Source organism: Campylobacter sp. RM9328 (assembly GCF_012978615.1).
The window spans coordinates 22,800-42,900 of sequence record NZ_LIWF01000007.1 but is presented as its reverse complement, the minus strand read 5'-3'; the positions used below and the strand labels follow the sequence as shown (position 1 = coordinate 42,900).

General features: G+C 33.6%; 18 protein-coding genes. 11 read left to right on the top strand and 7 right to left on the bottom strand.

What is annotated here, in order from left to right; genetic code table 11:
* Positions 1–62: 62 nt before the first annotated feature.
* Positions 63–2,882: an excinuclease ABC subunit UvrA gene (uvrA, locus tag CCAL9328_RS06015; protein WP_170000255.1), complete on the top strand. Its 2,820-nt coding sequence runs from the start codon at positions 63–65 to the stop codon at positions 2,880–2,882.
* Between the two features lie 470 nt (positions 2,883–3,352).
* Here uvrA and CCAL9328_RS06010 read toward each other — a convergent pair whose 3' ends face one another.
* The 4 genes from CCAL9328_RS06010 to nusA form a co-directional block, all read right to left on the bottom strand.
* A complete protein-coding gene (locus CCAL9328_RS06010; protein ID WP_096023460.1) occupies positions 3,353–3,544 on the bottom strand; it encodes a hypothetical protein in 192 nt (63 codons plus the stop codon).
* Between the two features lie 290 nt (positions 3,545–3,834).
* Complete coding sequence (locus CCAL9328_RS06005) at positions 3,835–6,423, bottom strand: DEAD/DEAH box helicase family protein (RefSeq protein WP_170000254.1); 2,589 nt, start codon at positions 6,421–6,423, stop codon at positions 3,835–3,837.
* Positions 6,416–8,314, bottom strand: a complete 1,899-nt coding sequence (locus CCAL9328_RS06000; RefSeq protein ID WP_170000253.1) for a site-specific DNA-methyltransferase — start codon at positions 8,312–8,314, stop codon at positions 6,416–6,418. The genes CCAL9328_RS06005 and CCAL9328_RS06000 overlap by 8 nt, the downstream gene beginning before the upstream one ends.
* Before the next feature lie 201 nt (positions 8,315–8,515).
* Positions 8,516–9,613: a transcription termination factor NusA gene (gene nusA / locus CCAL9328_RS05995; protein WP_096019113.1), complete on the bottom strand. Its 1,098-nt coding sequence runs from the start codon at positions 9,611–9,613 to the stop codon at positions 8,516–8,518.
* A gap of 186 nt (positions 9,614–9,799) precedes the next feature.
* Here nusA and CCAL9328_RS05990 point away from each other — a divergent pair, with 186 nt between their 5' ends.
* Genes CCAL9328_RS05990 through CCAL9328_RS05965 form a run of 6 tightly spaced genes read left to right on the top strand, consistent with a single transcriptional unit; the run spans position 9,800 to position 14,064 of the window.
* The gene (locus tag CCAL9328_RS05990) at positions 9,800–10,042 is read left to right on the top strand and encodes an HP0268 family nuclease (RefSeq protein ID WP_096017570.1); all 243 of its coding nucleotides are present in this window, start codon (positions 9,800–9,802) and stop codon (positions 10,040–10,042) included.
* Entirely contained in the window at positions 10,039–11,349 is a 1,311-nt protein-coding gene (gene miaB, locus CCAL9328_RS05985) for a tRNA (N6-isopentenyl adenosine(37)-C2)-methylthiotransferase MiaB (protein ID WP_170000252.1), read from the top strand. The genes CCAL9328_RS05990 and miaB overlap by 4 nt, the downstream gene beginning before the upstream one ends.
* Positions 11,333–11,959, top strand: coding sequence for a lysophospholipid acyltransferase family protein (locus tag CCAL9328_RS05980; protein ID WP_096014052.1), 627 nt, complete (start codon positions 11,333–11,335; stop codon positions 11,957–11,959). The genes miaB and CCAL9328_RS05980 overlap by 17 nt, the downstream gene beginning before the upstream one ends.
* 45 nt (positions 11,960–12,004) lie before the next feature.
* A complete protein-coding gene (locus CCAL9328_RS05975; RefSeq protein ID WP_170000251.1) occupies positions 12,005–13,027 on the top strand; it encodes a DUF8341 domain-containing protein in 1,023 nt (340 codons plus the stop codon).
* Positions 13,017–13,550: a PilN family protein gene (locus tag CCAL9328_RS05970; RefSeq protein ID WP_096015780.1), complete on the top strand. Its 534-nt coding sequence runs from the start codon at positions 13,017–13,019 to the stop codon at positions 13,548–13,550. The genes CCAL9328_RS05975 and CCAL9328_RS05970 overlap by 11 nt, the downstream gene beginning before the upstream one ends.
* Complete coding sequence (locus CCAL9328_RS05965) at positions 13,537–14,064, top strand: hypothetical protein (RefSeq protein ID WP_096025321.1); 528 nt, start codon at positions 13,537–13,539, stop codon at positions 14,062–14,064. Before CCAL9328_RS05970 ends, CCAL9328_RS05965 begins: the two co-directional genes overlap by 14 nt.
* Here CCAL9328_RS05965 and tilS read toward each other — a convergent pair.
* Genes tilS through panC form a run of 3 tightly spaced genes read right to left on the bottom strand, consistent with a single transcriptional unit; the run spans position 14,030 to position 17,155 of the window.
* Entirely contained in the window at positions 14,030–15,034 is a 1,005-nt protein-coding gene (tilS, locus tag CCAL9328_RS05960) for a tRNA lysidine(34) synthetase TilS (protein WP_096025320.1), read from the bottom strand. The two genes, CCAL9328_RS05965 and tilS, sit on opposite strands and share 35 nt — an antisense overlap.
* Positions 15,025–16,332: a 30S ribosomal protein S12 methylthiotransferase RimO gene (rimO, locus tag CCAL9328_RS05955; protein ID WP_170000250.1), complete on the bottom strand. Its 1,308-nt coding sequence runs from the start codon at positions 16,330–16,332 to the stop codon at positions 15,025–15,027. Before rimO ends, tilS begins: the two co-directional genes overlap by 10 nt.
* Position 16,333: 1 nt before the next feature.
* A complete protein-coding gene (gene panC / locus CCAL9328_RS05950) occupies positions 16,334–17,155 on the bottom strand; it encodes a pantoate--beta-alanine ligase (RefSeq protein ID WP_170000249.1) in 822 nt (273 codons plus the stop codon).
* 125 nt (positions 17,156–17,280) lie between these two features.
* On the opposite strand from panC, the gene prfB reads away from it, so the two are divergent.
* The 4 genes from prfB (at position 17,281) to CCAL9328_RS05930 (ending at position 20,092) form a co-directional block, all read left to right on the top strand.
* Positions 17,281–18,381 (top strand): peptide chain release factor 2, encoded by a 1,101-nt coding sequence (gene prfB / locus CCAL9328_RS05945; protein ID WP_096015775.1) that lies wholly within the window; start codon positions 17,281–17,283, stop codon positions 18,379–18,381.
* Positions 18,382–18,390: 9 nt separating this feature from the next.
* On the top strand, positions 18,391–18,717 hold the full coding sequence (locus CCAL9328_RS05940) for a type II secretion system protein (protein WP_096021660.1): 327 nt from the start codon (positions 18,391–18,393) through the stop codon (positions 18,715–18,717).
* On the top strand, positions 18,714–19,133 hold the full coding sequence (locus CCAL9328_RS05935) for an SEL1-like repeat protein (RefSeq protein WP_096014043.1): 420 nt from the start codon (positions 18,714–18,716) through the stop codon (positions 19,131–19,133). The genes CCAL9328_RS05940 and CCAL9328_RS05935 overlap by 4 nt, the downstream gene beginning before the upstream one ends.
* A 689-nt stretch (positions 19,134–19,822) precedes the next feature.
* Complete coding sequence (locus CCAL9328_RS05930) at positions 19,823–20,092, top strand: helix-turn-helix domain-containing protein (RefSeq protein WP_170000248.1); 270 nt, start codon at positions 19,823–19,825, stop codon at positions 20,090–20,092.
* The last annotated feature ends 9 nt before the right edge of the window (positions 20,093–20,101 follow it).

The following is a 20,101-nucleotide window of genomic DNA, read 5'->3' as shown; positions in this document are numbered from 1 at the left end:
TTAGTTATCGTATTATTAAAATTTAGATATAATCCTAATTTTATTTAAATTATGGATTACAAATGAATGACATTATCAAAATTAGAGGCGCTAAAGAGCATAATCTAAAAAATATTAACCTAGATATCCCAAAAAATAGATTAGTTGTATTTACAGGTCTTAGCGGTAGTGGCAAGAGTACTTTGGCTTTTGATACCTTATATGCTGAGGGACAAAGAAGATATATAGAATCACTCTCAAGCTACGCTAGGCAGTTTCTTGATAAGGTAGGAAAGCCCGATGTAGATCATATAGATGGGCTCACGCCAGCTATCGCAATTGACCAAAAAAGCACTAGCAAAAATCCACGCTCCACAGTGGGGACGATAACTGAAATTTATGATTATTTAAGATTATTATATGCTAGGATCGGTATCCAGCACTGCCCAAAATGCTCTAAAATAGTATCTAAAATGAGCGCAAATGATATAATAGATCAAATTCTAAAACTCCCGCAAAGCTCTAAAATCACGATTTTATCTCCAATTGTAAGAGAGAAAAAAGGTAGTTTTGCTGATACTTTAGAGAGCTTGAAAAACAAAGGCTTTATAAGGGCTATGATAGATGGCGTGATGGTGAGATTAGATGAAGATATAGAGCTATCAAAGACCAAAAAGCACACTATAAAAGCCGTAATTGATAGGGTTGTAGTAAATAGCGATAACGCTTCTAGGATAGCAGATGATGTCCAAAAGGGACTTTATGAGAGTTTTGGTGAGCTTGAGATTGAGATATCTAACGCTGATGAGCTTGGCTTAGATAACTCTCATATACATTTTAGCGAGCATAATGCTTGTTTTGATTGTAAAATTAGCTTTAATGCTCTTGAGCCACTTAGTTTTAGCTTTAACTCACCTAAGGGTGCTTGTCCTAGCTGTGATGGGCTAGGAATTCGATTTAGCTTGGATCTAAATAAGATAATTGATGATAATTTAAGCATTGAAGATGGTGCGATAAAGGTTATGTATGGATTTAATAAGAGCTATTATTATAAATTTTTAATAGCATTTTGTGAACAAAATGGCATTGATATCAAAACTCCATACTCCAAGCTCGATGATGATTCTAAGAGACTTATACTTTATGGAAATGTAAAAAATATCGAATTTTTATGGAAACGACATAGGATTAATAAGCATTTTGAAGGGGTTTTAAAAGTTGCTTATGAAATTTTAAAAGATGATAAAGATTTTAGCGAGTATATGACTGAAAAATTATGCGAAAGTTGCGGTGGTGATAGATTGTGTGCTGATAGCCTAGCTGTCAAAGTAGCCTCTAAATCAATAGGCGAAATCATAAATATGAGCATAGAAAATGCTACTAAATTTTTTAGCAATAGTGATAATTTCGCTCATTTAAGCGCTCAAGAGAGCTTGATCGCTACACCGATTTTAAAAGAGATAAATGAGAGATTATTTTTCTTATATGATGTTGGGCTTGGCTATATTAGCCTTGGTAGGGATGCTAGAACTATCAGTGGGGGTGAGGCTCAACGAATAAGAATAGCTAGTCAAATAGGCAGTGGATTAAGCGGGGTTATGTATGTGCTAGATGAGCCTAGTATCGGACTTCATGAGAGAGATACTCTAAAGCTTATTAAAACCTTAAGAAATCTACAAGAAAAGGGCAATAGCGTAATTGTCGTAGAGCATGATAAAAAGACTATTGAAGCAGCTGATTATATAGTAGATATCGGCCCTGGGGCTGGAGTTTATGGCGGAGAAGTGGTATTTCAAGGGACATATAAAGAGCTATTAAACTCACAAACCCAAACCGCACAATACCTAAATGGTCAAAAAGAGATAAACTACTATAAAGGCCGAAAACAAAAAAAATGGTTAAATTTGAGTGGTATAACTATAAATAATATCTCAAATTTAAGTGTCAAATTCCCACTTAGTAATCTTGTAGGCGTTACTGGTGTGAGTGGTAGCGGTAAAAGCTCATTAGTGCTTAAAGCTCTACTTCCAGCGGCTGAAATAGCATTAAATAGAGCTAGGAAATTCCAAATTTTAAAAGGGGCGAAGATAGAGGGCTTAGAGCAATTAGATAAGGTCATCTATCTAGACCAAAGCCCAATAGGCAGAACTCCACGCTCAAATCCAGCTACATACACAGGCGTGATGGATGAGATAAGAGTGCTATTTGCTGCTACAAAAGAGGCGCAAATCAGAGGGTATAAAATCGGCCGATTTAGCTTCAATGTCAAAGGCGGTAGATGCGAAAAGTGTAGTGGAGAGGGCGAGATAAAGGTTGAGATGCACTTTTTGCCCGATATTAGCGTGGTTTGTGATGCGTGTAAGGGAAGCAGATATAATGCTCAAACTTTAGAGATCAAATACAAAGGCAAGAATATATCAGAGGTTTTGGAGATGAGTGCTGATGAGGCTTTGGAGTTTTTTTCTAAGGTGCCTAAAATCCATTCTAAACTCAAAACCATTTGCTCTGTTGGCCTAGGATATCTCACACTAGGACAGCCCGCTACTACGCTAAGTGGCGGTGAGGCTCAACGCATTAAACTAGCCAAAGAGCTTAGTCGCACAGACACCGGCTCTACTCTTTATATCTTAGATGAACCTACTACGGGTTTGCATTTTAAGGATGTAGATAGGCTTACTAGTGTGCTTCATCATCTTGTTGAATTAGGAAATTCAGTTGTGGTGATAGAACATAATCTAGATGTAATTAAAAATTGCGATTATATCATTGATATGGGGCCAGAAGGTGGTGCGGGTGGCGGTAAGGTGATCGCCAAAGGCAGTCCAGTAGAATTAGCCAAAGGATATAAAAAAAGTGGCTCATATACCGGAAAATTCCTAGCCTTAGAGCTTGGGATGGAGTGAGTATTAAATTTATTTTATTTTTTGTGGATTTTAGATTTTAGATAAATTCCCTCTTGACCTATCTAAAGTTATCCATCCGATAAAGCGGATTGAATTTAGGTTTTGACTCCACACGGTTACCCCTATAAAAATCCGTGGCGTAAGCCACCCATTGAAAGGCTTTTTCAAGGGGTTAGGGGTTGTTAAGGGGGAAGGGGTAGCGTCTGCCAAAAAGCGTCCCCCTTCCCCCTTAAATTAACTTATCTTTGACTTCGCAAGACGAAGCAAAGCCCAGCTTTGCGACAAGCCCCATCGGCTTGACCTCGCACTAAAGCCCCACTTCGTGGGGTACCCCATTGTTAACATTCCAAATTTTCGCCATAAATTTAAGCTTATTTTGCTATTGCGAAATTTTACAAAAACGAAATTTGATTGGAATTTAATAAAAAAGAGCAATAAATGGACTAAAAATAGTCCATTTTAAGCAGATATTAATTAAATAATTTATCTAGTAACTTGTCAGAAGCTCTATCTAGCATATTTGAGCTTTTTTCAACAACTTTATCAGTCATTTTATCAGTCATTTTATCTACTTTTGTGCTATCGCTTTTTTCTGTTTGAGCCATTAATAGCGTTGAGAGCAAAGTAGTCACAACCATTGTGCTAATTACCAATTTTTTCATTGAATACTCCTAATTGTATGAAATATGGAGCTATTTTACCCCCCCCCATAAATAATAAGTAAATTCTATATATACAAAATATAAATATATTTTGTATTCTTGTCAATTATCACTGATATTCAATCTACGATTTTTAATATTTCTAAAAGTTTGCCTATTTCTTTAAAAGGTTTTGGGTAATTCATAAGAGTCCGCCCCAATTCGCAGATGATATCTGGGGCTGTGAGCACTCTGGTATGAAAATAGTAGCTAATTTTGCCAAAATCAATGTTTAAAATTTTATTAAAACTCTAAATTTTAAAAAATTCATCAAATTGCCTTTTGAATTTTATATTTTTATTCTTATCTTTATTCTCATCAAGGAAAAATGGCAAAGCATAGACTTTAAGCCCTATTTGTCCGTTAAAATCTTTCGTAGCTTTAAATACTTTTTCGTTTAAAATATCCTTATCTAAGATAAATTTTTCTTTCCATTCATCTTTTTGATAATACACATCGCCTTTGCTTTCTATTATTATTTGCGTTGATAGATGGTCTGTGCTTGTATGCTCTTTTGGCTTACCAAAAAATATAAAATCAGGCTCAAAACCCTCGCCATAAGTAGGCAAACCCACTCTATTATCATAAATTTTAAACTCCTCAAAGCCCTCATTACGCATAATTATCCATTCGCTAAATTTGGCGTTGATTCTCTCTTTATTTGCGTCTATGAACTTTAAAAATTCCAGCTCTAAATTGCTATCAGTAGAGAATTTATCATAGTAAAGCCACTCATAGGGGCTATTTTCTATATTTTTAAAAATTGGCTCATTATTTTCATTATACTCCACATTTTTGACTATTTTTCTACTGCCGATACTAGCTAATTTTTGAGCTTTAAATTCAGTTATTTCAAAGTTTTTGCTCTCTGTATTTAGCTCATCTTTGTAGCAATTAAGGATATATTTGGCAATTTCTAGCCGTATTTTTGGGTCTGTAAAATCTTGATTTTTATTAAATACCAAATTTAGCGGTGCGATGATATCGCTGTAAAATTCCACTTTGCTTTTTAAGCTCTCATCATAGATTTTTAGCTTATTTATATCTATTTGTAAGATATTCATAGCCTTAGCAAAGATTTTGTATTCAATTTTATCGCCTATTTTAAAGACTTTTTGAGAATTTGTGTTTAGCTCTTCAACAAAATCAAATTTCTCTTCGTTATTGCTAATTTTATGCCCTATATATGGTATTTTGATGGACTCTAAGGATATTTTAAAATTCTCTTTGTTAAAAAGAGAGATTTTGTCTAAAAATATCTTTTCATTACTCACATAAAAAATTTCATTTTTATCTGTGATTGATTTGGCTTTTTGGCTAGGTTTTAGCTCTGTAATGCCCTTGTCTTTGTCTATTAGGCCTTGTTCTTTTAGCTCATTTCTTATCTTTTGGATATACTCTACATCATTTAAAGCGTGATAGCTAAGGCGCTCTAGCATTGTAAGCTCGCTAAATTGCTTATCATCATATTTTCGTTTATATCTCTCTTCGCCTTTTCCAAATGGATAGTATCTAGCTCCACGGCCTATTAGTTGGGCTTCTTTGGTAGTTGTTTTTGAGCTATTTTTGACTACGGCTGAGCCTAAACGCACTATATCAAAGAGATTTAGCACATCCCAACCCTCATTTAGCTTATCTACAGCAAAAATCGCTCTTATTGTGTTATCTTTATCTTCAAGAGTATTTAGCTTGATTTGATAATCTTTTATCTCCTTTTCATCATTTGCGTTTATTTGATAAATCTCTTTAAATGACTCTTTTATATGATTTTCTAAGATATTTGTATAGCTTTTTCCAAATTTATTTTTAAAAAACTCCAAGCTATATTTAAACAGCTCATCATCTTTACCCACATTATTATAAAATTCGCTTATATCATCACTATTTAACTCTTGAAGTGTCTCATTAAATAGCTTTTGATTCTCTTTTGAGAGATTTATACTTTCGCTTTTAAATAGCACTATTGGCTTTAGCTCTATATCATTATCTCTTGCTAAAAGCTCCCTATAAGCACTAAGCAAGCAAGCCCCCAAAAGCCTTGCTTTTAGCAAGGCATCATCATATTTGACTAGAAAAATTCTCTTTGAGTATCCATCTAGACAAAACTCCCTTAAAGCATACTCATAAACAATCTTATCTTCATATTTTGCTAAGACTTTTCTATCATTTGGAATTGTAGCGCTAAATTCTAGCATTAGGTTATTTGCGTGGCTATTAAAGGCTTTGTTTATTATGCTCTCCCAGCCATCTTTGTTATCTTGTTCGCTTGAGCTTAGCTTATTTTTGGTTTTACTATTTAAGTGGTGAGCCTCATCAGCTAAAAATACAATCTCATAATTTTGTAAATCTTTAAGCGTTAAAGAGTTTTCCTTCTCATCTTTAAAAAGGCTAAAAAGCCCTTGAATAGTGCTAAAATAGATATTTATAGCATTTTCATCACTCTCATCAAAGTTGCTAATCGCCCTTATATCTACTCTTTTGCCATCTATATTTATCTCGTTAGTAAAGAGATATTTGGATGAGAAAATATCGCAAAAATTCGCTTTTGTCTTTTCTAAAATCGCCGTGCTATTGACAAAAAAGACAAAATTTCTATATCCCATTTTATAGCAATCAAGCATTAAAGCCGCCATTACAAGCGTTTTGCCGCTGCCTGTAGCCATATTAAACATTAGATGATTTGTGCTTGGATTTTTTCTTTGTAATAAAAATCTTTTTAAAGCCTCGTTTTGATACTCTCTTAACTCTTTATTTAAATTATCTTTTATATAGCTTGGAATTTCAATATTTACATATTTTAGTGCATTTTCTAACTCTGTGCTTAGTTTTTCTCTACTCATCATTGCCACCTTTGTAGAAAATGTCATTTAGAATTCTAGTTTGCTCATCTATCTTATACTCGCTATCATCCATATCAGCATAAGGGATATAATCCATATTTCTATCTAGGCATTTTTTGAGAATTCTCTTTTTATTTATAAAATCTAAATTTAAAAATTCCATATCTTTTAAATCATTTTGTATATCCACTCTATAATCTATAAAAGCTAATTTTTGTAAATTTTCATAAATTTGATTTAGCTCATTTTCATCGCTTGAATTTTCTATTTTTTCTATAAATTTAGCATTTAAACTAGCTAATTCGCAGTAAATTAAATTTCCACCGCCACTCCAGCTTACAGCTTTGCTAATCCCACCTTGCTCGCCCTCAATTACCTTTTTTAATCTCTCTTTGGTGATACTCTCTATATACTCCATCTGCTCTATGCCTATATAACGCCTTTTCATCTTATGCGCCACTGCTAAAGTCGTTCCACTACCAGCAAAGAAGTCTAGGACTAGGTCGTTTTCTTGCGTGGATATTTCTATAATTCTTTTTATTAAGGCTTCGGGTTTTGAATAATTAAACGCTTTTTCGCCAAAAATAAATTTTATTTCTTTTGACGAAGCTCTATTTGTCATATCCATAATTATGCTACTTTGCGGAATTTTTCTTTCGATAAATTCGCCTTTTGTGCTAAATTTTTCGTAAGTTTTATAATAAACTTTCTCTTCGCCTTTTGAGTTGGTGATAAATTCTATTAAGTCGAGTTTTAATGCTTCGTTAAATTTGTCTTTACTCCACACAAAACGATAAGGCTCTCCAAGTTTGCCACCAGCATAAATTTTATTGCCTTTTGGCGAAATAATTTCATAATCCAAACTAGCCACATAACCCAAACCCATATTTTCTAATGGCTTTAAATAGTAAGCTCCACGCTCTGCAAAATATTTATCCTTTTTTGTGTAATGTTCAAAATCTGTCTGTTCAATTTTGTTGAAACTAGATTCGTTTATATTTTTTGCATAAATTAAAATGTAATCGTGTATTGTTTGAATTTGTTTGCTGTCTTGTTTGCCACCTTCAATAACTCGGCGAATTATGTTAGCCACAAAATTTTCCCGCCCAAAAATCTCATCCATTAAAACTTTTAAATACGCTTGTTCGTTATCATCGCATTGGACAAATATCACTCCATCATCTCTTAAAAGCTCTCTTGCGATTTCAAGGCGATTTTTCATAAAGGTTAGATAAGTGCTGTGATTAAATCTATCATTATAACTAAAGCTATCGTTTCCAGTATTATAAGGTGGGTCTATGTAGATTAGTTTTACTTTGTTTTGTTCGCTTTGGTAGCGAAAATACTCTTTTAAAGAGTGTAGGGCGATTAGATTATTGCCTTTGATTAATAAATTTGGTCTATTTTTAAGAGTAGTTTCTAAATCCCCCCCCCCAATTAGCTCAAATTTATTTAGCACTTTTGGGGCAAAAAGCAGATCAATCTCACTTTTAGCTAAGATATTATTAAAAAATAGCTCCGTGCTTTTATCATCATCTTTGCTTTGTCCGCCTTTTAATACACAATCTTTAAAAGGGAAATTTAGCACGATATCTTGGCTATTTTTAAGAAATTTTTTCTCGCTAGCTCCAAGTCCTATTTTGTTTGAAAAGCTTGTGTAGCTATGACTAAGCAATCTCAAATCCAAAAAATTTAAAAACTCATCTTTTTTAAAAATCATTGCCCCATATTGTGTCTGAAAAAATCTCTCTTTATACTCATTTTTAAAGCTTGATTTTACTAGCAAAAACTCCAAAACTCTCTCATCATTGCTAATTGCTAAGCTTCTAGCATTTAAAAGAGTGTTAAAATGCTCTTTAATATCGCTTATTAAGCTATCTTCTTTTATCATTTTTATCCTTTATCTGTTTTTAAAATCTTTGCGAGATTATAATCAAAATTTATTCAAAAATATTTTAAATTTTATAATTAATTGATAATGGAGTGAATTTAGGCCAAGCTTAATAAATTCAAATATTTATAAAATTTAGTTATGAATTTTATCTCGCTTGGCTTGTGCTTTTGGGTTAAAATTAAGATAAATTAGCATAAATCACAGATCGCCAAATAGCGCTTTTAGATTTTTTAGCCCCTCTTCGTTGTTTATCTGATTTGGCTGGGTGCTTAACTCTTGTAGTTCGATCTCATATTTGGTTAGCATGCTTGCTAATCTGATATTGATACCGCTTACGCCGATGGCTTTGGATTTTTGCTCTGGCACCAAAGATACAATAGCCTTATCGCCTTCTATTTTTACAGAGCTTACGATGGCTGGGGCTAAGGCTCTTGCTACAAATATTGATGGCTCATTGCTATACTCGATAGCGTCTATATTTTCGCCATTTAATTCATTGCTTACAGCATTGATTCTAACTCCCTTGACACCTACTGTAGCACCGACTGGATCGATATTTGGGGTGGTTGAGTATAGGGCGATTTTGGCTTTTTTGCCTGGGATTCTAGCGCTATTTTGGATGATTACTCCACCATCTTTGATCTCTGGGACTTCAGCTTTTAATAGAGCTTCAAGAAATTTAGGCGAAGTGCGTGATAGCTCGACTTTTATCCCATCTTTTTTATCTAATTTTACACTTTTTATAACACATTTTACCACATCGCCGACTTTGAATTTCTCATCTTTAATGCGGTTTTTCATACTCATCACAGCTCTAATCTCATCTATTTCTATAAAGGTATTTTCATCGCTATCAACTCTTGTCACTGCTCCAAAGACAAGTGAGCCGACCTTGGCATTGTATTTTTCAAAAATTTTCTCTTCTATAAGGCGTTGGATGTGATACTCTATCTCACGGCTTAGCACTCCAGCGGCGCTTCTGCCTAGATCTTCGATATTTATCTCATAGTTTAAGCTATCACCAATTTCAAGGCTTTTATCAAGCTCTCTAGCCTTATCAAGACTTATAAAATGCTCATTATCTAATCTCTCATCATCTTCATCTACAACTAAAATTTTTTGATATAGAGTTATGTTTTTGCTATTTGGATCTATCGATGCTTCATACTCATATTGATTGCCATAAAGCTTTTTAGCAGCTGATTCAAAAGCCTTTAAAATTCGAGCTTTTACATCATCAATGCTTAAATTTTTCTCATGAGCGATTGACTCAATTATATCTAATATCTTCTCCATAAAACTGCCTTTTGTGATTAATCTGTCAAAATAATAAATTATTGAGATTTAAAATTTGAAAGGCTGGTATTCTACCTTATATTAGCTTTTATAATCTTTAAAATTATTTCTAGCTTATAATTTAAACGAAATTTTATAGCAAATTTGTTATACTAGCAAGTTAAAATCACTCAAAAAAGGATAGATATGGAGTTAAAATTAGCTAGAGCTGAATTAGATACAAAACCAAAAACAATTAGCTTAGAAAAGATAGAGAGCGCAGTGTTAAAAGATGGTGGAAAGATATTTTATTTTGATCGTGATAACTCACATAAGCAGCTTATAGCTTTGGTTGAGCATTTTGAAAATAAGGGCTTGAGTGTATATCATCGCACGGTCAAATACGGCTTAGATGAAAATGATTATATGTATGAGGTGCATATACTTTGAGCGCTGAATTTAGTAAAAAAAAGCTATTTATAGAGACTTTGGGATGTGCTATGAATGTCCGTGATAGCGAACATATCATAGCTGAACTTGATGATGAGTATGAGACTACTAGTGAAATTGATGAAGCGGATTTGATACTTATAAATACTTGCTCAGTGCGTGAAAGGCCAGTCCATAAGCTTTTTAGCGAGGTTGGCGGATTTGAAAAGGTCAAAAAACCAGGAGCAAAAATAGGTGTTTGTGGCTGTACGGCTAGCCATCTTGGCTCTGATGTATTTAAGCGTGCGCCGTATGTGGATTTTGTCCTTGGTGCTAGAAATGTATCAAAGATCAAAACCGCAGTCAAAACGCCTAAATTTGTGAGCGTAGATATCAATCACGATGAGAGCGAGTATGCCTTTGGCGAGTTTCGCACTAGTCCATATAAAAGCTATGTAAATATCATGATAGGATGCGATAAAAAATGCACATATTGTATAGTCCCGCACACTAGGGGTGATGAGCTAAGCATTCCAAAAGATATAATTTTAAATGAGATTAAAAAAGCTACTAATAATGGAGCTAAAGAGATATTTTTGCTCGGGCAAAATGTCAATAACTATGGCAAAAGATTTAGTAATTCTAATGGCCAAAAGATAGATTTTAGCGATCTTTTAAATATGATTAGCCAGATTGATGGCGTGGAGAGAATTCGCTTTACTAGTCCGCATCCACTTCATATGGATGATAAATTTTTACATGAATTTAGCACTAATTCTAAAATTTGTAAATCCATGCATATGCCATTACAAAGTGGTAGTAGCGTGATTTTAAAGGCTATGAAGCGTGGATATACTAAAGAGTGGTTTTTGGATCGGGCTAATAAGCTTAGATCGCTCTGTCCTAGCGTGAGTATATCTACTGATATTATAGTTGGATTTCCTGGTGAGAGTGAAGCTGATTTTGAAGATACGATGGATGTTTTAGAAAAAGTTAGATTTGAGCAAGTTTTTTCGTTTAAATACTCGGCTCGCCCGCTAACTCCAGCGGCAACTATGCCAAATCAGATTGATGATGCTATAGCCGGTGCTAGACTTACTAGATTACAAAATAGACATAATGAAATTTTAGATGAGATTGTAGCTACTAAGATGGGTGAGATTTATAGAGTATATTTCGAAGAGCTTAGGGCTGATGGGATGATAGCAGGTCGAACGGATAATAACTTTTTAGTCCAAGCTAAGGGGAGTGAAGAGCTTTTGGGTAAGTTTGCTAATGTCAAAATCACCCAGCCAAGAAGAATGGTATTAAATGGGCAGATTATTTAAGTCCAAATTCGCTAATAAAATTATAGAAAATTTATTAGTTTTTTTAATGAGGCTTATATATCTAAGTTGCAAGAAAGAATTTATCACTAACACCCTACCAAATAAGCCTGTTGTGATTCTCTTTTGGCATGAAAAGCTTGCTTTTATGCCTTTTATATTTACTAAATGTTGGAATGGGCGAGAAGCAAATGTGATAATATCAGATCACAAAGATGGTCAAATGATAACTGATATTATCGCTCATTTTGGTATCGGCTCTATCCGTGGAAGCTCATCTAAAGGAGCTTTAAGGGCATTTTTATTAGCTATTAAATCCATAAATAACGGCATCGATGTAGCGATCACGCCAGATGGCCCAAGGGGTCCTAGGCATAGCATTAGTGATGGCTCAGTGACAATAGCGCAAAAAACTGGAGTAAATATGGTTATTTTGAGTTATAAGGCTAGTAAATTTTGGGAATTTAATAGCTGGGATAAGATGATTTTACCAAAGCCTTTTAGCAAGATAACCTATTATATTAGTGATAGTTTTAGTGTGGATGGATTAGAGATCAATGAGGCTAAGGCATTAATAGCCAAAAAATTTGATGAGGTGGATAGTATAATCTAAATTTAAAGCTAAATTGGCTAAAATTTTTAAAATTTAAGGTTTAATATGTCTGGTTTAATCTCTTGGATTCGTGGATTTTTGACCATTTTGTATGTTAGTGCTATTATCAAAGATGGCAAATGCTATCTTTTTTCACGGGCTATTAAGGGTGATAAAATCTTAAATAGCAGTGAAGCGGTATTTGAGATAGACAATGGAGTGGTGGATTCTAAGCTTATAGATTATCTCAAAAAACGCACAAAACAATATCATACTCTATATTTTGCTGCTATGTTAAATAGCCCTAAGCAGTGGGCTTTGCCAGCAGTTAGTGCTAGTGAATTTGAAAAATTTAATATAGAATATAACTTAGTTGATAAAGTTAAGCTAGATGGTTGGAGTATCGTGGTACCTGATAATGAGTTGGAGCTTTTTGAAAACTCGTTAGCTGTAAAGCCAGATTTGATCTACTCACCATTTGCTATTTTACACTCTTTAATCAAAGAATCCCTAAAAGATGGAATAACCTTATATCTATTAAATATGGACGATAGTAATACTATTATGATTTTTGATGGTAATAAGATGAAATTTGGCGGATATTTTGATACTAGAAAAGATATTGAAGATTTTAACTATTATGATAAGGCTGTTAGCAAAGAAGAGAGCGCAGATTTGGATAATGTGATAGAAGAGGAGCAAGATAGATTAAGCCAGCTTGATAATTTAGGTGATATTGGCTCATTTGACTCTTTTGATAGTGAGAATTTAGGTAATGGCGAATTCGAAGATATCAACCAAGAAGATATGGAAGTAGCAAGCAAAAATCTAGAAGATAGCGTAAGGGATATTGGCGAGGAGATAACGATAATTAGCAATATCAAACTAGCAATTAATGAGTATTATCATAATAAAATTTATAGCGGAGATTTTATAGAAGAGATTGTAATTTTTGATGGATTGAGCTTGGATAATGAGTTTGTAGTGATGGCTGAAAATGAGCTAATGATAAATACAAAAATTTATAAACACGATATTGATAAGTTATTAAATAATATGATGATAAAAGAGATTAGCGATGAGTTATAGTTTTATCCAGCCTAAAATCAAGCCGATACTATCTATCTTTACCAAAATTTGGCTTTGTGCGATGGCGATTTTGGCTATTTTGTTTATATTTGGGGCTATGTTTGTAAGTATGAGGGTTTATGTGATAAACTCAAATTCCCAAGATCTACAAGCCAAATATGACGAGACATTTAAAGCAATCAAGCAGATAGAAGAAGAGACCAAAATCACTTTGATAAAAAGAGATATGAGCTTAGATATCTATAATAAAAATTTGATTTTAAATAAGAGTTTGATGAATTTATTTAACCTTGTGCCAGATGGAGTAACTCTAAATAGCCTATATTTAGAGGATAATGCTTTGAAAATCAAAGGCGTAACACCGACGCAAGACCACTTCAAACTACTATTTGAAGCACCGCTAAAATCTATATTTAGCATATCTAATACTACATTTTATCAACTTCCTAATGGATGGTATAACTTTGTTAATATTAGCAAGATAAGCACACAGATGGAGAGTGAAATAGATGAGAATAGATAGAAGTTTAGATAACATTGATATCACTAAATTAACGATTTTTAGCCTAATTTTTATTATTTTTATGCTTATTATGGTATTTTCTATAGCGATGCCGACTATTGATAAATACAAACAAGCAAGTGAAATAAATAGCGAAAAAAAGATAAATTTAACCAAAATAGAGCAAATTTATAATGAGAATTTAGCCGCTTATGAGAGTCTTAAATCAGAACACCAAAGAGCCTTAAATGTGCTAAAAAACAGCTTTAATGAGATGAAATTTATCAGCATGGCCGGGAAGTATTTTAGCAATGTTTATCTATCTAGACCTACGATTTTAAATGATGACCCTAGATATATAATTAACCAAGTTAGGGTAAGTGCTAAGATGAAAAATCCGCAAAATTTATATGATTTTATAAATGATTTAAAGAATTATGATAGTCTAATTAATGTAAATTTCCCCATAGAGATGGAATCCAAAGATGATTATATCGAGACTAGCTTTGTGATAAAAATCTATCAAGAGCGTTGAGTTTATGCGAATTTAGTGATAGATATGGGCGAAGTAGGGGCGGAATCTTTAAAATTCTAAAACGCTCTTTTGTCTTTTTATCCATTGTTGTTTTGATATATGGAGCGATGAAATAGTAGTTTTGGTTTGATGTGATTGCGATTTTATGAGAAATTACGCAGTCATTTTGGGTGCTTAACTCTCTTGTCTTTTGGCTCATCAATACACCTAATTTTTTACAAGCTTGATCTATTAAATTTGATGAATTCAAAGATTTTTGAAGCACAAAAATCTCCCCATCATCATACTCAAACTCACCTAATAATATATTCGCATCATCTCTTAAAAGCTCAAAACTTCTCTTAACTCCACTAGCAAATTGCGATATAAACTTATCACTAAATTCAGCTCTAATTTTATTTCGTTTAAATTTGAGATTTTGGTTTGAGCTATCTATAAAATATCTTATATTTTTGCTATTTAGATAGTTTAAAATTTCATCACGACTCACCCCTAAAAGCGGGCGAAATATCTCTATATCTTTGGTTATATTTTGGAATTTAACTCTTTTTTTGCTCTTAGGCATCATACCAGCGAGCCCCACAGCGCCGCTACCTTTGCTTAGTTGCATAAGCAACCATTCTAAAGAGTCATTGAGTTGATGAGCTAAAATAAGTGCGTCATAATCATACTCACACATAATTTTAGCGAAAAACTCATATCTGATATCTCTAGCACTATTTTCGAAATTTGAGTTTTCAAGTTTTAAATTTGCCCTATGAATATATAAATTTTTGCGATATTTCTCGCATAACTCCTTAGCACTTAGCTCTTCACTCAAGCTAGTAGGGCGAGTTTGATAATTTACCATAGCACAATCAAAGCTCACCCCAGCATCATCTAATAGATAAAATAACGCCGTGCTATCAACTCCGTGCGAGAATGCTAGAAGTGGTTTTTTGTTTTGTAAATATTCAAGCTCTAATCGCAAACGATCTGCCCAATCAATTTATCTTTAGCATATTCAGTGATTTGACAATTATAAATTTGCCCAACTTTTGGATTTGGTATTTGGCTATCATTTATTAAAATCTCACCATCAATATCCCTATCCCAAATCACAGCTTTAGCCCCATAAAACATCTCCCCTTCGCTACTTACGCCATTGATTTGGATTTTGATAGTGCGACCAACTAAGCCTTTGAAGCTCTCATCAATTACGGATTTTATGATTTTTTCAATCTTATTGAGTCTTTGTGTGATTATTTTAGGTTCTATTTGCTCCATATCATAAGCTAGGGTATCTTCTTCTTTAGAGTAGGCAAAAGCTGAAATTCTATCAAATTTAAACTCACGCAAAAACTCACAAAGCTCATTAAAATAGCTATCTTTTTCGCCAGGATGGCCTATTATAATCCCAGTTCGTAAAAAGCTATTTGGCGCTGATCTCATCATATTTAAAAGATTTATAATTTTATCTTTATTAGCACCCCTTCGCATTATCTTTAACATCTCATCATTAATATGCTGAATAGGCATATCAAAGTAATTTACAAAGACCTTTGAGTCTATAATTTTTTGTATCAGTCTCTCATTAGTGCTAGTTGGATATAGGTACAAAATCCTAGCAGCATTAATCCCATCTATCTTTTCAACTGCATCGATCAAATCAATTAGCCCTTGACTCTTGCCACAATCACGCAAAAATGAGCTACTATCTTGAGCGATAAAGCTAAAATCGCTATAACCCCTACCCACTAGCTCTTTTATTTCAGCAACTATGCTATCGATATCTCTACTTTTTAACTTGCCTTTAAAGCTTGGAATAGCACAAAAGCTACACTTTTGATTACAACCTTCAGAAATTTTGATATATGCGTGATAGCTTGAGCCGGTGATTACTCTTTTGGTATTTTTAGGTTGTAAATATGTATCGGGACTAAATAAATTTTGCTTTTTAAGGATGATCTCATCAATCCTAGCATAATCCCCCACACCAGTAAATATATCAACTTCAGGAAGCTCACGCATAAGCTCATCACGATATCTTTGCATCAAACAACCTGTCACTACTAAAACGGAATTTGGCTTTTTATAATTAGCCAACTCCAAAATAGTGCTAATGCTCTCACTCTTGGCATCTTCTATAAATCCACAGGTATTTACTATCATCACATCAGCATCATTTGGATCATCTACTATATCATAAGCGCCCAGCCTACCAAGCATAATCTCGCTATCAACTAAATTTTTATTACACCCAAGGGAAACTAAATATAAATTTGCCACATTACACCCACAAATTATCAATTAATCTTGTATTGCCTACATACGCAGCGACCAAAATAATGCTATTGCCTAGCTCTATATTTTGAATTTGCTTTAAGTTTTTATCCACAATTTCGATATAATCTACCTTTAAAGGCTCCAAAATACTACTCATAGATTTTTTAATCTCAATGGAATTTAGCTGATTGGCTTTGATTAGATTACTAGCTTTCATTAATGACCTAGATAGTTTAAGAGCTTGAGCTAGCTCATCATCATTTAGATATGAGTTGCGACTTGATAAGGCTAGTCCATCACTAGATCTTACTATATCAACCCCAATGATATTAATATCTATAAATAGTGATTTTACCATATTTTCAACGATTAAAAGCTGTTGGGTATCTTTTTTACCAAAGTAGGCATTTGTAGGTTTAATAAGATTAAAAAATTTAGTCAAAATAGTACAAACTCCATCAAAATGCCCCGGCCTAGAATGGCCTTCTAACACGCTGCTAAGCTCTTTTGGTGCTATAATCTTTGGCTCATCTTCGCTATAAATTTCATCAACTTCAGGCATAAATACCGCATCAACTTGACACAACTCACAAATTTTGATATCAGCTTCAGGCGTTCTAGGATACCTATTTAGATCCTCACCGGCTAAAAATTGCGTTGGATTGACAAATATACTTACAATTGTATGATCATTTTGAGTTACGGAGCTTTTGATTAATTCTGCGTGGCCAGCGTGTAACGCCCCCATTGTTGGCACAAAACCTACACTACTAGAGCATTTAGATCTAAACTCACGCAGTTGGGATATGGTTTTTAAAATTTGCATTATACTCTCTTTAGGAATTTTTAATCTGTAATTTTAGCATAAATTTTGAGAAATATTTACCATAAATAATCAAATTTTAACCATATTTTAGATAGAATTTCGCCAAAAATTTAAAGGGCAAAACTTTGGATAATTACGAATATAACGAGCTTTTAAAGAGTTTAAAAATAAAAATTGATAATATCGCTAAGGTTATAAATCCCTCATCCATTGAGTCTAGGCTATCTGAGATTGAGAGTTTAGAGCAAGACCCGAGCTTTTGGAGTGATATAGAGCTTGCTAGCCAAATCGGTAAAGAGAAAACCAAGCTAAATTCTATGCTAAGCAAATTCCAAAATGCTCAAAATGCTTTAAATGACGCAACCGAGCTATTTGACTTAGCAAATTCAGAAAACGATCTTGATACGATAAATTCGCTATTTGAAGATTCAGAAAATTTAGAAGATTTAATTACAAATTTAGAAGTCTCTATGATGCTTAGCGGCGAAGATGATAATAAAAATGCTATTGTTACTATCCATCCTGGAGCCGGCGGGACCGAGAGCAATGACTGGGCGAGTATGCTTTATAGAATGTATTTGAGATTTTGTGAAAGGGAGGGCTATAAGGTAGAAACTTTGGATTTTCAAGAGGGTGATGAAGCTGGTATTAAAGATGTAAGCTTCATTGTCAAAGGTGAAAATGCTTATGGATATTTAAAGGCCGAAAATGGCATCCATCGCCTTGTTAGAACTAGCCCATTTGATAGCGCAGGTAGGCGTCATACGAGCTTTTCAAGTGTAATGGTAAGCCCTGAAGTCGATGATGATATAGCTATAGAGATAGAAGATAAGGATTTAAGGCTAGATTATTACAGAGCTAGCGGGGCAGGTGGTCAGCATGTCAATAAAACAGAGAGTGCAGTCCGTATAACTCACATACCTACAGGCATTGTAGTCCAGTGCCAAAATGATAGAAGTCAGCACAAAAACAAAGCCACAGCGATGAAAATGCTAAAATCAAGGCTTTATGAGCTTGAATTAGAGAGACAAAGAGCCGCTAGCGACTCAGTAGAAAAGAGCGAAATGGGTTGGGGGCATCAAATTCGCTCATATGTCCTATTCCCATATAAACAGGTAAAAGACAATAGAAGCAATATCGCATATTCTCAGGCTGATGCAGTGCTAGATGGCGATATCAAAAAGATTATAGAAGCAGTTTTAATCAGCCAAAAATCACAAAATTAGGGGGATATAATGAGTTTAGAATTAGTATTAACAGGGCTTGGATATAATGTAAATGAGGCGCTTTTGGAGCAGGTTAAAAGGGTTTTATCGGCTTGTGATTTTGATGAAAGAGAGATTGAGCATATTATAAATTTACATGAAAAGATCAAGCATTTAGATGGTTTTGTAGCTCTATCTAATAGCGAAGATAAATTTAAAATAAAATGCGAAAGCCAAATACCACAAATCATAGATGAATTCAACGAAATAGTCCAATCATGGGCTAATAAATATAAAATTATAATCAAAAAACTAACCCCAAAAGAGACATATTATATAGTAAGGAGAGAGAGTTGAGAGGCGTTATTGTAGCGATTTTAGCTGGATTTATCCTAGCTGGTTGTTTCCAAAAAACCACACTCACCACCAAGCCAAAGCAAATAGAGGTGAGCCAAGAACAGATAGAAGCCAAGATAGAGAGCTTTTATAATGAGTGCTCTAAACTTAATAATCCATCAAAATGTAAAAAACTCGTTGATGAAATTTATAAAAGTGGCGACTTTAAAAGTGCTGCAATCGCCTATGATATGATCTGTTATGGATTTCAATATATTCCTGCTTGTAAGCAACTCGCTGATATGTTTGTCTATGGTGATGGCGTAACAAAAGATATTGATACGGCTATTACAATTTATCAAATCGCTTGTAATAATGGTGAAAATGAGTCTTGCGATTTAGCTAGAAATTTAAGATCTCAAAAGAGCAAAAAATAAATTTAGCCAAAGGGCTAAGCCTTTATGGCGATTTAGAGTTTATCAAATTAAGTTTTTATTGATAAACTCTTTTAAGGCTTTGTCAAGCTCGGATCTTGGTATAGTGAGATTTTGTGTGATTTTGCCTTTATGCTCGCACTCTAATATAAATGTGAAAATCGATTTAGGATAGATAAAAAATCTAAAATCCTCAATGAAAGCTAGATAAAATTTAACCTTTTTTGCCAAAAGCAATATCGATAATCATCTCTTGATTATCTAATTTTATTTGCGAAATTCTCTTAGCTAAAAAACTACTCGTTCAAAATACCAAAACACCTATTTGCCACTTTCAGGCACTTCTAAAAAGCTTACAAAGCCTTTTTCGTAGGCACTTCCACCTAAATTAGTCAATTTTGATAATATACTTTCTAAGATGGCCAAGCAAGAGCGCAAAGCTTGTTATTCCAAAAGTGATTATTCTGCCCCCAAGCGTGGATAATAGAGACATTTTTGCTTTTTTACCCAAGAGATATTTTCATAGGAGTTAGCTTACACCCCCGTCATTTTTATAGAGGTTGAATTTTTAGTTGATTTTTAAGCGGCAAATAATATTATTAATCAAAATATAGTTCAACTTATTATAATAAGTTGATATAAGGTTAGACATTAAGCAATAATAAGAATAACTTATAATAATAAGGTATTTTTTGCTTAGTAAGAAAGAAAATTTAAAAGTCTATAAGAAAATAGGTCAAAATGTAGCAAAAGCTAGAAAGGAGCGTAAGGTTTCGCAGCTATCTCTATCTTTAGAGATGGGATATAAATCTGTAAGCGTGGTTAGTTTTGCTGAAATTTGTCTAAATGGTGCGCATTTTAATATCGCTCATCTTTTACAGATACCTAAGACTTTAGGTGTGCCATTAAATCATCTCTTAGATGGCGTTCAAGAGATAATTGATATGAGTAACATAGAGTAATGAAATTTA